Here is a 12,163-nt window from a genome sequence, read left to right as displayed (position 1 = left end):
CTTCGCGCGGCGGCCGGAGCGGGCTATAAGGGCGGAAGACCCTCAAGAGAGAGGATTCCGCCCCCATGGCTCCCGCTCCGTCCCGCATCCGGCTGCTCTCCGAAGAGGCCGTCAACCGCATCGCCGCCGGAGAGGTGGTCGAGCGCCCGGCTTCGGCGCTCAAGGAGCTGGTCGAGAACGCCCTCGACGCCGGCGCCAAGCGCGTCGAGGTCGCGCTGGAGGGCGGCGGGCTCAAGCTCATCCGCGTGGCCGACGACGGCGAAGGCATGACCCCCGAGGAATTGCCCCTCGCCGCCACGCGTCACGCCACTTCGAAAACCGACGGCTCAGGGCTTTTCGGCGCGGGAAGCCTCGGCTTTCGCGGCGAGGCCCTGCCCTCCATCGGCGCGGTGGGGCGTCTGGAGATCCGGTCGCGGCGCAAAGGCGCGGATCAGGCTTGGCGGCTGAAGATCGAAGGCGGACGCCTGACGCCCGTCGAGCCTGCGGCTCTGGGGGGCGGCACGGTCGTCGAGGCGCGGGATCTCTTCTTCGCCACCCCCGCCCGGCTGAAATTCATGAAGACCGAACGCGCCGAAGCTCAGGCCGCCGCCGAAGCGCTCAAGGCTCTGGCTCTGGCGCGGCCCGAAGTCGCCTTTCATCTGACCGACGAAGGGCGCGCGGTTCTGAATTACGTCACCGGCTCCGGCGATCTCTTCGACGCGCGTCGGGCGCGGGTGGGGGCGGCGCTCGGGCGGGAGTTCTTAGAGAACAGCCTGCCGCTGGAGGCCGAACGCGACGGCATGAAGCTCGGCGGGCTGATCGGCCTCCCGAGCTGGAGCCGCTCGACGGAAGGCCAGATCTTCATCTCGCTGAACGGACGGGCGATGAAGGATCGTCAGCTTCTGGGCATGCTGCGGGCGGCCTATCTCGACTTCCTCCCCGCCGGACGCAAGCCCGGCGCGGCGCTTTATCTCGAAGTCCCGCCCGAGCGCGTGGACGTCAACGTGCATCCCGCCAAGGCCGAGGCCCGCTTCCGCGACGCTCAGGCTTTGCGCGGCTTCCTCATCGGTTCGGTTCGGGCGGCTCTGGCGGCGGCGGCGGGACGCAGCGTCAGCTTAGGCGGCGGATCGGTCGTCGCGGGGCCTTTCCCTTCGGCGAGCCCCGCCCCCGCCTTCCCCGCCCCTGCCCGGCGCCCGGATTTCGCGCCCGCTCCGCCCCATCCGGCTTTACTGGCGCGTCACGCCGCCGCTCAGGCGCCTTTGGCTCTGGAGGAGAACGCGACGGCCCATCTCTGGACCGAAGAGCGCCCTTCCCCGCCGCCCGCCGCCGAAGCGCAGCCCGAAGCGCCTCCCCCGCCGCAGGAAGAGCCGCCTTTGGGCTATGCGCGGGGGCAGGTCTTCGAGACCTATATTCTGGCGCAAAGCGGCGAGGCTCTGGTCCTGGTGGATCAGCACGCCGCCCATGAGCGCCTCGTCTATGAGCGCTTCAAGCGTCAGCGCAAGGCGGGGGGCGTGGCGCGTCAGCCGCTGCTGATTCCGGAGATCGTCGAAATGGACGCCCTCGCGGCGGAGCGCATCCTCGCCGCCGCCGAGGAGCTGGAGGCTCTGGGGCTGGTCGTGGAGCCCTTCGGGCCGGGCGCGCTCTGCGTGCGGGAGACTCCGGCTTTGCTCGGGACCGCCGCCATGGGGCCGCTGCTCGGCGATCTGGCGGAGGCTCTGGCCGAGGAGGCCGCTTCGCCGCTGGAGGCGCGGATCGACGCGGCCTTATCGCGGATGGCTTGTCACGGCTCGGTGCGGGCCGGAAGGGCGCTGACCCTCGCCGAGATGAACGCCCTTCTGCGCGAGATGGAGGCCACGCCGGGCTCCAACGTCTGCAACCACGGCCGCCCGACGGCCATCAGGCTCAAACAGGCGGATCTCGAAAAGATGTTCGGGCGGCGATGAGCGCAATCCGAAAACTCAGCAGAGTTTTCGGATAAATTGCGCGCCCCCCAAAACAACCAGCGCAATCCGAAAACTCAGCAGAGTTTTCGGATAAATTGCGCGCCCCCCAAAAAAACCAGCGCAATCCGAAAACTCAGCAGGGTTTTCGGATAAATTGCGCGATCAGATCAAGAAGCGGCCTTCATTCGGCGTATTGGGCGCGGATCTCCTGACGCAGCAGGTCGATGGGCACGAGCCGCCCGTCGCGGCGGGTGCGCCAATAGGTCCAGCCGTTGCAGCTCGTCGCGCCGAGGGCCTCGGCGGCCACGCGGTGAATCGAGCCCACCAGCTCGCGCCCCGCCAGATCCGCCACCCGCAGACTGCCGTCGGCGTGGACCTTGGCGTAGACCCGGCCGTCCGGCGAGACGAGATCCGCGCCGGGCTCCAGCATGCGGCGCTCAATCAGGGCGCCGAAAGGCACGCGCGGCTCCTTGCGCTTGGAGGGAGCGCCGCGCACCACGCCCGGATCATAGGGCTGGATGGCGTCGATGCGTTCGCGGGCGAGGCGGATGTATTCCGGCTCGCGCTCCAGCCCGATGAAGCGCCGCCCCAGACGACGCGCCGCCGCGCCGGTGGTGCCGCTGCCGAAGAAAGGATCCAGCACCACGTCGCCGGGCTCGGTGGTGGCGAGCAGCACGCGGCGCAACAGAGCCTCGGGCTTCTGGGTGGGATGGGCCTTGTCGCCCTCCTCGTTCTTGAGCCGCTCCTCGCCGGCGCAGATCGGGATCAGCCAGTCGGAGCGCATCTGAAGATCCTCGTTGAGGGACTTCATGGCCTCGTAATTGAACTGATAGCTTTTCTGATTCTCGGATTTGACGCACCAGAGCAAAGTCTCATGGGCGTTGGTGAAGCGGCGGCCCTTGAAATTGGGCATGGGATTGGACTTGCGCCAGATGATGTCGTTCATCACCCAATAACCGAGATCCTGAAGGATCGCGCCCACCCGGAAGATGTTGTGATAGCTGCCGATCACCCAAAGCGCGCCGTCGTCCTTCAGCAGCCGCCGCGCCGCCGCGAGCCAGTCGCGGGTGAAGCGGTCATAGGCGCCGAAGCTGTCGAAGCGGTCCCACTCGTCGTCGACGGCGTCGACGCGGCTGTCGTCGGGGCGGCGAAGCTCGCCCCGCAGCTGAAGATTATAAGGCGGATCGGCGAAAATCAGATCCACCGAACGCTCCGGCAGAGCGTTCATGGCGGCGATGCAGTCGCCGGAGAGGATCTGATCAAGAGGCAAAGGCGCCGCGGCCTCGGCCGTGCGAGGCGCCCGGTTCGCGCCGCGCCGGATCTTGCTTGGGGCCGTCATTGTGATTCGCTGCTCCCTCAGGGATTTACGCGAATCTTGATTCAACGAATCACCAAGGTCAAGCGAAAATCGAATCAACGCCGATAACGCGCGGACTCGAAAGCCGATTCGAGTCAAATGAGAATCATCTGAGCCACAGGCTTATAACTGCGGCGATGATGCGCGGTCGGGCCGTATTTCGCCAGAGCCGCGCGGTGAATCGGCGCGCCATAGCCTTTATTGCGCTCCCAGCCATATTGCGGATGCAGCTTCGCCAGATCGCGCATGACCTGATCCCGCGCCGTCTTGGCGAGGATGGAGGCGGCGGCGATGGATTCCTCCAGATCATCGCCCCCCACGATGGCCTCGGCGGGCGCGGGCAAGCCTTTCGGGAGGCGGTTCCCGTCGATCAGAATGCAGGCCAGAGGCTGATCCCGCCCCATGGCCGCGCCCAGCATCTCCACCGCCCGGAGCATGGCCGTCATGCTGGCTTGCAGCGGATTCAGCTCGTCCACTTCGGCGGCGCTGGCCTCGGCGACGGCCCAAAACAGAGCCTTGGCGCGGATCTCCTCCGCGAGGGCCTCGCGGCGGGCCTCGCTGAGCTTCTTGGAATCGCGCAGGCCCTGAGGCCGCAAGGCCGGGTCCGGCGACAGCGCGACCGCGCCCGCCATGAGCGGCCCCGCCCAAGGCCCGCGCCCGGCCTCGTCCACGCCGCAGACGAGGCCGCCGCTCCGCGCCCAAAAGGCTTCGCGCAGGCTGAGAAGCCGCCCGGACATCAGACCGTCAGCAAGAGATATTCGCGCTCCCAAGGCGAGATCACGCGCATATATTCGTTATATTCCGCGCGCTTGACCCTTGCGTAGAGATCGCAGAACTCCGGCCCGAGCACGTCGCGCAATTCCGGCGTCCCCTCGAAAAGGCTCACCGCCTCCAGCAAGCCGTGCGGAAGCTCATGCTGGCCGGAATAAGCGTTGCCCTCCAGCATGGGGCGGGCCTCCACCTTGTCGCGGATGCCGAGATAGCCGCAGGCCAGACAAACCGCCAGAGCCAGATAAGGATTGGCGTCGGCGCCCACCACGCGGGTCTCGACGCGCCGCGCCTCCGGCCCGGAGATCGGCACGCGCAGACCCGCCGTGCGGTTGTCCTCGCCCCATTCGAGATTCACCGGCGCCGCCATGTCGGGCGTCAGGCGGCGGTAGGAATTGACGTAAGGCGCGAAGACGCAGCCCGTCGCCGCGAGGAATTTCTGCTGTCCGCCGATGAACTGATGAAATTCCGGCGTCGGATCGCCCTTGGCGTCGGTGAAGATGTTGCGGCCCTCGGCGTCCACCACGCTCTGATGAATATGCATCGCCGAGCCGGGCTGTCCCTCCATGGGCTTGGCCATGAAGGTGGCGTAGCAATCATGGCGCAGCGCGGCCTCGCGGATGGTGCGCTTGAACATGAAGACCTGATCCGCGAGATCCATGGGATCGCCATGGATCAGATTCATCTCGATCTGTCCGGCGCCGGCCTCTTGAATCACCGTGTCGATCTCAAGGCCCTGAGCCTCGGCGTAATCATAAATATGCTCGATCACCGAGTCGTATTCGTCCACCGCCGAGATCGAATAGGCCTGATTCCCCATGCCCTGACGCCCCGTGCGCCCAATGGGGGGCTCCAGCGGATAATCGGGATCGGTGTTGCGCTTGGTGAGGTAGAACTCCAGCTCGGGCGCCACGACCGGCTTCCAGCCGCGCTCCGCATAGAGCTTCAGCACCCGCCGCAGCACCTCGCGGGGAGCGAAGGGGACGGGCTCGCCCTTTTTATCGACGAGGTCGTGAATCACCTGCACCGAGGGCTCCAGAGCCCAGGGCACCGCGCGCATGGTCGAGAGATCGGGGATCAGCCGGAGGTCGTGCTCCGCCCAGACGCCCTGATCCTCGAACTCGACGTACATGCCGGTGATCGTCTGGAAGAAGATCGAGACCGGCATGTAGATCGCCTTCATCTCGGCGAATTTCGAGCAGGGCATGGCCTTGCCGCGCGGCACGCCCGCGAAATCGGGCGCGACGCACTCCACTTCTTCGATGCGATGATCCCGCAGCCAAAGCCGCGCCTCCTCCACGTCATAGGGGCGATTCTCGGGCGAAACGGTCAGGCTCAAACCGCGGTTGTTTCTTCTGTCGGCCATGTGATCATCTGCGTGTTTCGCGACGCCCAAGGCGCGGGAGGCGCGAGACGACGCGGACCCTCGGGCCGCGCCCCATGGGCCGCGAAGCCTGACTATAGACGCGGAAATCCGCTTCGCCCAGAGGGGGCGATCCAAAGCGCCTCCCCCTCTCCGAAAGCTTAGGAAAGGGGCGAATCGCTTAATTTTTAGGCGTAAGGGCTTCAATCTTGCTGCATTGCGTCAAAGACGCGCAGCTTCCAGAGAGAGACGACTTCACATTTCCGTCTTGTGGCGGGCGCCGCATCGCGTAACCTTGGCGGCGGAGGACCATGAAAGGGGGACGCTCATGTATGATGAAATGGGGCCTGCAGGGCGACCGGACGACCCGTATCGGGACATCCGCGACTGGCTGAACGCCACCGACCTTGAAACCCTCCGCCGCAAGAGCCTCGAAGCCGAGACGCTCTTCCGCAAAATCGGCATCACCTTCGCCGTCTACGGCGAGGGCGGCGACCCGGAAAGGCTGATCCCCTTCGACATCGTGCCGCGCGTCTTCAACGCCGAGGAATGGCGCAAGCTGGAGCGCGGCGTGATCCAGCGCGCCCGGGCGCTGAACATGTTCCTGCACGACGTCTATCACCGCGGCGAGATCATCCGCGCGGGCGTGGTGCCCGCCGATCTGGTCTATCGCAACGCCGCCTTCGAGCCCGCCATGATCGGCGTGGACCCGCCGCGCGGCGTCTACAGCCATATCGTGGGCATCGACATCGTGCGGGTCGGCCCCGGCGACTTCTACGTGCTGGAGGATAATTGCCGCACGCCCTCCGGCGTCTCCTACATGCTGGAGAACCGCGAGATCATGATGCGCATGTTCCCCTCGCTCTTCGCGAGGGGGCGCGTGCTGCCGGTGGACGACTACCCGACCCAATTGCGGCGCACCCTCAGCGGCGTGCGGCCGATCAAGTCGCAGTCGGATCCCACCATCGTGGTGCTGACGCCGGGCGCCTATAACAGCGCCTATTACGAGCATAGCTTCCTCGCCGATCAGATGGGCGTGGAGCTGGTCGAGGGTCAGGATCTCTACGTCGAGGGCGGGTATGTCTGGATGCGCAGCACCGGCGGCCCCAAACGCGTGGATGTGATCTATCGGCGCATCGACGACGATTTCCTCGATCCGCTCTGCTTCCGCCGCGACTCCATGCTCGGCGTGCCGGGGCTGATGGACGTCTATCGCTCGGGCGGGGTCTCTCTGGCTTCGGCGCCGGGCTCGGGCGTGGCCGACGACAAGGCCGTCTACACCTATGTGCCGGACATGATCCGCTTCTATCTCGGCGAGACTCCGGCCCTGAACAACGTGCCGACCTATAAATGCGCCGATCCCACGGATCTGAAATACGTGCTCGAAAACCTGCATGAGCTGGTGGTGAAGGAGGTCCACGGCTCGGGCGGCTACGGCATGATCGTCGGCCCCAAAGCCACGCAGGCCGAACGCGAGGCTTACGCCGAGCGCATCAAGGCCGATCCGCGCGACTTCATCGCCCAACCGACCCTCGCGCTCTCGACCACCCCCACCCTCGTGGAGGAGGGCGTGGCGCCGCGTCATGTGGACTTGCGCCCCTATGCGCTGGTCGGCGACGAGGTCCGGCTGATCCCCGGAGGATTGACGCGCGTGGCCATGCGTCAAGGCTCTCTGGTGGTGAACTCCAGTCAGGGCGGCGGCGTCAAGGACACTTGGGTTCTGGCCGAATAAGGGGGCGCTTCATCATGCTCAGCCGCACCGCTGAAAATCTTTACTGGATGACGCGCTACGTCGAGCGGGCCGAGAACATGGCCCGGCTCGTCGAGATGGGCGCGCGCATGTCGGCTTTGCCCACCTCGACCGGGCATCGCACGGAATGGGAATCGGTGTTGTCCGCGGCCTCCGCCGCCGACAGCCACGCCGAAAGCTATGGAGAGATCACCCGCGAAAGCGCCGTGGAGCACATCCTCTTCGACCTGAAGAACCCTTCCAGCGTGATCTCCTGCTTCGCGGCGGCCCGGCATAACGCCCGGGCCATGCGCACCGCCCTCACCACCGAGGCCTGGGAGGCGATCAACGACGCCTGGATCAAGCTGCGGCGCGTCCGGGCCGAAGAGGTGCAGGGCGAGCGCCTCATCGACTTCCTCGGCTGGATCAAAAGCCGGGGCGCCCTGTTCCGCGGCGCCCTCGACTCCACCAGCCTGCGCGACGAAGGCTACGACTTCATGCGGCTCGGCTTCTTCGTCGAGCGCGTCAACAACACCGCCCGCATCCTCGACGTGAAATATTACCTCCTGCTCCCCGCCACGGAGCAGGTGGGCGGCGGCGTGGACCATTATCAATGGACCACCGTCCTGCGGGCGACCTCTTCGCTGCGCTCCTATCACTGGGTCTATCGCGGCGAATACCGGCCCGCCTACATCGCGGATTTCCTGATTCTCAATAAGCTCTCGCCGCGCTCTCTGGCGCATTGCTATGAGATGATCCTCCAGCATCTGGACAGTCTGGAGCGCAAGCATGGCCGGCGCTTCGCCTGTCATGATCTGGCCTCCATCTCCTTCGGGCGGTTGAACGGCTGGACCATGGAGGACATCTTTCAGGAGGGCCTGCATGAATTCCTCTCGGACTTCATCTCGCGCACGAACGAGGTCTCGGCGGCCATAGCCGACGCCTATTGGTATGGAGGGTGAGGCCATGCGGCTGACCATCACGCATGACGTCGAGCTGCGCACGGCCCAGCCGATCCGCTCGGCGGTCTTCAGTCTCCGGCTCCAGCCGGGGGATTTCGACGGACAAAGAATCGTCGACTGGACCATCGACGGCGGAGAAGAGGCGAAGCTCGCCGAACCCTTCTCCAACGGCTCCGGCGACCGCATCCGCAGCCTGACCCTCGCCGGACCGGTCGAGGCCGTGAAGATTCAGGCCCGCGGAACCGTCGAGACGCGGGATCTGGCGGGCGTGGTCAAGGGCTGGCGCGAAAGAGCCCGCCCCGCCGTCTTCCTGCGCCGGACCAAGGCCACGCGCGCCGACGCCGCGATCGAGGCTCTGGCCGAGGCCGCCGCCGAGCCCGCCAGTTCGGGGCTGGACGTCGCGCATCGGCTCAAGGCCGTCCTGCGCGAGCGCATGATCCATGAGGAGGGCCTCCCTGAAGAGGAGAAGCCCCACACCGCCGCCGAGGCTCTCGGCGCCGGACGCGGCTCCCTGCGCGACTTCGCCCATATCCTGATCTCGGCGGCCCGGACGCGCGGCCTGCCCGCGCGCTACGTGCTGGGCTATCGCCATGCGGAGGAGGAGGCCGAAACCGAAGCGCTCCACGCCTGGGCGGAGATCTTCATCGAGGGCATCGGCTGGATCGGCTTCGACGCCGCCAACGACCTCTCGCCGACCGACGCCTATGTGCGGCTCTGTTCGGGGCTGGACGCCGCGGACGCCGATCCCTTCCGCTTCGCCTATAAGGGCGGCGAAGGCGCGGCGGTCGTGGCCGCGCGCCTTCTGGTCCGGCGCGCGGAGGGAGCGGAAACGCCCTCCCCGACTCGCGGACAAGGCCAGTTTCAGGGAATCGGCGGGCAAAGCCAATCTCAGGGCTGATCCCGCCGCCCCACAGACGAAGCCCGCCGCGAGGAGATCGCGGCGGGCTTTTTTTCAGAAGCGGAGGAAGGTTCGAATCCTCACTCCATGGCCTCCAGCTCGTCGATCATGCGGCTGATGACGTCGAGGCCCTTGCTCCAGAATTTCGGATCGCCCGCGTCGAGGCCGAAAGGCGCGAGCAGCTCCTTATGGCGCTTGGAGCCGCCCGCCGCGAGCAGATCGAAGTAATCCTTCACGAATTCCTCGGCGCGGCCCTGAGCCTTGCGCTCCTCGTAGACGCCGTAAAGCGCGTTCACGAGGCCATCGCCGAAGGCGTAGGCGTAGACGTAGAAGGGCGAGTGGATGAAATGCCCGATATAGACCCAGAAGCTTTCATAGCCCGGCGCGAAGTTGAAGGCCGGACCGAGGCTCTCGGTCTGCACGGCCAGCCAGATGGCGTTGAGGTCGTCGGGCGTGAGTTCGCCCTCGCGGCGGGCGGCGTGGACGCGGGATTCGAACTCATAGAAGGCGATCTGACGGAAGACCGTGTTGATCATGTCCTCGACCTTGCCCGCGAGCAGGGCCTTGCGGGTCTTGGGATCGGTCTCGGCGTCGAGCAGGGCGCGGAAGGTCAGCATCTCGCCGAAGACGCTGGCCGTCTCGGCGAGGGTCAGGGGCGTGCTGGACATCAAAGGCCCCTGCTCTCCCGCGAGGATCTGATGCACGCCATGGCCAAGCTCATGGGCGAGGGTCATCACGTCGCGGGTCTGGCCGAGGTAGTTCACCAGCACATAGGGATGCGCCGAGGGCACCGTCGAATGCGCGAAGGCCCCCGGCGATTTGCCGGGACGCGCCGGAGCGTCGATCCAAGGCTTCTCGAAGAAATTGGCGGCCAAATCGCGCATCTTCGGCGAGAAGGCCCCATAGGCGCCCAAGACGGTCTCGCGGGCTTCGTCCCAAGCGATCACGCGCTCGGGGCGGTCGGGGAGCGGAGCGTTGCGGTCCCAGAACTCCAGCTTGTCGAGCCCGAGCCATTTGGCCTTCAGCGCGTAATAGCGATGCGGCACCCGGGGATAGGCCGCCGTCACCGAATCCCGCAGCGCCTGAACCACCTCCGGCTCGACGCTGTTGGAGAGATGGCGCATGGTCTGAGGCGAAGGCGCCTTGCGCCAGCGGTCCACCACCTCCTTGGATTTCGCGAGGGTGTTGGTGATCAGCGCGAACAGGCGGAGGTTCTTCGTGAAGACCTTGGCCAGAGCCTCGCCCGCCGCCTGACGCTTGGCGCGGTCGGCCCGCGACATCAGCGTGAGGGTCTCCTCAAGGGTCAGGCTCTCGCCGCCGACCTCATAACGCAGATCGCCCATGGTCTCGTCGAAGAGGCGGCCCCAGGCGGAATCTCCCGCGACGCTCTGGTCATGGAGGAATTTCTCCAGATCGTCGGAGAGCTGATAGGGGCGGAAGGCCCGCACCTCCTCGATCCAGGGCTTATAGCGGCGGAGCGCGGCGCTTTCGGCGTATTTGGCCTCCAGATCGGCGTCGGGGATGCGGTTCAGCTCCAGCGTGAAGAAGACCGCCAGAGACGAGGCCTCCGCCAGACGCGCCTGTGAATCCGCGAGGAACTTCGCCTTGGCGGAATCCGTCGTGTCGGCGTAATAGCGCAGGCCCGCGAAGGAGCCGATCCGGCCCATGGTCTCGCCGGTGTCCTCATAGCGCGAGATCGCCCGCGCCAGCCCGTCGCCGGAGAGCCCCGCGACCTTCTCCTGATAATCGGCGGCGAAAGCGGCGTTTTCGGCCTGAACGCGCTCGAAATCCCGTTTGATCTCCGCGCAGTCGGGCGAGGAATAGAGATCGGTCAGATCCCATTCCGGCAAAGGGCCGAGCTCGCGGCGGCCGGAGACGGCTTCGGCGGAATCGAAAAGGGGCCCAAAAACGGGATCGCGCATGGAGAGGCCTTTCAGAACGAACGATTCGGGGAGTCTCGGAGTTCGATATAGGAGCGGGGCCTTGCGGAGAAAAGGCCGCGAAAGACGGATCGTCAGAAGGCGGAGATCGTCAGAAGGCGGAGTCCGGCAGACGCGTCTCGCCGCGCAGCTTCTCCAGACGCAGAACCCGCGCCCCGCCCTCCTGCTCCAGCAGCCGCGCGAGGGCGTCGGAATGGCTGACGACGAGAATCTGAGCCTCCGCCGAAGCCCGCAGGATCAGCCGCCCCAAAGGCGCGATCAGCGCGGGATGGAGGCTCGCCTCCGGCTCGTTCAGCGCGATGAAGTCGGGGCGGCGATAGGCGCAGAGCGCCCCCACCAAAGCCAGATAGCGCAGGACTCCGTCCGAAAGCTCCGGCGCCGAAAAAGAGCGCGGAAAGCCCGGCGTGCGCATGGCCACCAGATAGCGCCCCGCCGCCTCCACGAACTCCAGCCGCGAGCCGGGGAAAGCCTCCTCCACGGCGCGGCCCACCTCGGAGCGCTCCACGCCCTGCGGCCCCTCCTTGAGGTGGATCGCCGTCGCCAGAGCCGCCGCCAGATTCACGCCGTCGGAATCCAGCGTCGGCGCGCAGACCGCGGGCTGAGGCTGGCGCAAAGGCGAGTCCGCGTCCGAGCGGAAGCCGTGGTAGAAGCGCCAATCCGTGAGGCGCTTCTGAAGGATATGCAGCTCCGGGAATTGATGCGGATCGCGCAGGGTGGCCAAGGCCGTCTCGGCCATGAGCAGAGCGCCCTTATAGCTGCGCCATGCGCCGTCCGGCTCGCGGGCGGAGATATGGGGGCCCTTGCGCTCCAGCATGACCGCGCGGCGGCCGTCCACATGGATGGAGACGCGTTCCTCCTTCACCACCGGATCCAGCGCCAAAGCCGGATCGGTGGGGCCGGGCAGCCCCAGCACGATCTCATATTCGAGGCTCTCCAGCCGCACCCCGAGCTTCAGCCGCGCGTCGCGGCGCGCTTTGGGCGCCTCGGGCGGGGCCTGCGGATCAAGCGGCGTCGCCCCCGCCCAGAGCGCCGAGGCCATGCCGCCCTCCTGCGCGAGGCGGCGGGCCAGATCGCCCACCGCCGCCGCCCGCAGCAGCTCAAGCCCGCGATAGAGGTTGGTCTTGCCCACCCCGTTCTCGCCGGTCACGACGCTCAGGCGGCCCATGGCCATGGAGGCGGCCCGCAGCGAGCGGTAGCCCTCGATGCGGATCTCGCGGATCACGT

9 protein-coding genes are annotated in these 12,163 nt (G+C 66.7%); 4 read left to right on the top strand and 5 right to left on the bottom strand.

Annotation, left to right across the window (positions count from 1 at the left end; all coding sequences use genetic code 11):
• Nucleotides 1–65: 65 nt before the first annotated feature.
• Nucleotides 66–1,922, top strand: coding sequence for a DNA mismatch repair endonuclease MutL (gene mutL / locus B161_RS0108980; protein WP_018633059.1), 1,857 nt, complete (start codon nt 66–68; stop codon nt 1,920–1,922).
• A gap of 181 nt (nt 1,923–2,103) precedes the next feature.
• Here mutL and B161_RS0108975 read toward each other — a convergent pair whose 3' ends face one another.
• The 3 genes from B161_RS0108975 to B161_RS0108965 all read right to left on the bottom strand — a co-directional run bounded on the left by B161_RS0108975 (nt 2,104) and on the right by B161_RS0108965 (nt 5,413).
• Complete coding sequence (locus tag B161_RS0108975) at nt 2,104–3,261, bottom strand: site-specific DNA-methyltransferase (protein ID WP_018633058.1); 1,158 nt, start codon at nt 3,259–3,261, stop codon at nt 2,104–2,106.
• A gap of 113 nt (nt 3,262–3,374) precedes the next feature.
• Nucleotides 3,375–4,016: a ribonuclease HII gene (locus B161_RS0108970; protein WP_018633057.1), complete on the bottom strand. Its 642-nt coding sequence runs from the start codon at nt 4,014–4,016 to the stop codon at nt 3,375–3,377.
• Nucleotides 4,016–5,413, bottom strand: a complete 1,398-nt coding sequence (locus B161_RS0108965) for a glutamine synthetase family protein (RefSeq protein WP_083922939.1) — start codon at nt 5,411–5,413, stop codon at nt 4,016–4,018. Before B161_RS0108965 ends, B161_RS0108970 begins: the two co-directional genes overlap by 1 nt.
• A gap of 325 nt (nt 5,414–5,738) precedes the next feature.
• Here B161_RS0108965 and B161_RS0108960 point away from each other — a divergent pair, with 325 nt between their 5' ends.
• From B161_RS0108960 to B161_RS17555, 3 genes are read left to right on the top strand one after another with little or no spacing between them, the layout of a single operon-like run.
• Nucleotides 5,739–7,142 carry a circularly permuted type 2 ATP-grasp protein gene (locus B161_RS0108960; RefSeq protein ID WP_018633055.1) on the top strand — a complete coding sequence of 468 codons (1,404 nt, stop codon included), beginning with the start codon at nt 5,739–5,741 and terminating at the stop codon, nt 7,140–7,142.
• 14 nt (nt 7,143–7,156) lie between these two features.
• On the top strand, nt 7,157–8,101 hold the full coding sequence (locus tag B161_RS0108955; RefSeq protein ID WP_018633054.1) for an alpha-E domain-containing protein: 945 nt from the start codon (nt 7,157–7,159) through the stop codon (nt 8,099–8,101).
• A 4-nt stretch (nt 8,102–8,105) separates the two neighbouring features.
• Nucleotides 8,106–8,999 carry a transglutaminase family protein gene (locus B161_RS17555; protein WP_018633053.1) on the top strand — a complete coding sequence of 298 codons (894 nt, stop codon included), beginning with the start codon at nt 8,106–8,108 and terminating at the stop codon, nt 8,997–8,999.
• Nucleotides 9,000–9,079: 80 nt separating this feature from the next.
• On the opposite strand, the gene B161_RS0108945 is transcribed toward B161_RS17555, so the two are convergent.
• Together B161_RS0108945 and B161_RS0108940 are read right to left on the bottom strand one after the other, a co-directional pair.
• Nucleotides 9,080–10,921 carry a M3 family oligoendopeptidase gene (locus tag B161_RS0108945; protein WP_018633052.1) on the bottom strand — a complete coding sequence of 614 codons (1,842 nt, stop codon included), beginning with the start codon at nt 10,919–10,921 and terminating at the stop codon, nt 9,080–9,082.
• 109 nt (nt 10,922–11,030) lie between these two features.
• A complete protein-coding gene (locus tag B161_RS0108940; protein ID WP_018633051.1) occupies nt 11,031–12,161 on the bottom strand; it encodes an AAA family ATPase in 1,131 nt (376 codons plus the stop codon).
• Nucleotides 12,162–12,163: the final 2 nt, after the last annotated feature.

Origin of the sequence: Neomegalonema perideroedes DSM 15528 (assembly GCF_000374145.1) — a bacterium.
Taxonomy (GTDB): domain Bacteria; phylum Pseudomonadota; class Alphaproteobacteria; order Rhodobacterales; family Rhodobacteraceae; genus Neomegalonema; species Neomegalonema perideroedes.
Note: the sequence above shows the minus strand (reverse complement) of the source record. Positions and strands in the feature narration are given on the sequence as shown.

What these genes read in the sequence shown, in the direction of transcription:
- B161_RS0108955 (WP_018633054.1), top strand. Translation starts at nt 7,157, where the DNA reads ATGCTCAGCCGCACCGCTGAAAATCTTTACTGGATGACGCGCTACGTC.
- B161_RS0108965 (WP_083922939.1), bottom strand. Translation starts at nt 5,413, where the DNA reads ATGGCCGACAGAAGAAACAACCGCGGTTTGAGCCTGACCGTTTCGCCC.
- B161_RS17555 (WP_018633053.1), top strand. Translation starts at nt 8,106, where the DNA reads ATGCGGCTGACCATCACGCATGACGTCGAGCTGCGCACGGCCCAGCCG.
- mutL (WP_018633059.1), top strand. Translation starts at nt 66, where the DNA reads ATGGCTCCCGCTCCGTCCCGCATCCGGCTGCTCTCCGAAGAGGCCGTC.
- B161_RS0108945 (WP_018633052.1), bottom strand. Translation starts at nt 10,921, where the DNA reads ATGCGCGATCCCGTTTTTGGGCCCCTTTTCGATTCCGCCGAAGCCGTC.
- B161_RS0108970 (WP_018633057.1), bottom strand. Translation starts at nt 4,016, where the DNA reads ATGTCCGGGCGGCTTCTCAGCCTGCGCGAAGCCTTTTGGGCGCGGAGC.
- B161_RS0108960 (WP_018633055.1), top strand. Translation starts at nt 5,739, where the DNA reads ATGTATGATGAAATGGGGCCTGCAGGGCGACCGGACGACCCGTATCGG.
- B161_RS0108975 (WP_018633058.1), bottom strand. Translation starts at nt 3,261, where the DNA reads ATGACGGCCCCAAGCAAGATCCGGCGCGGCGCGAACCGGGCGCCTCGC.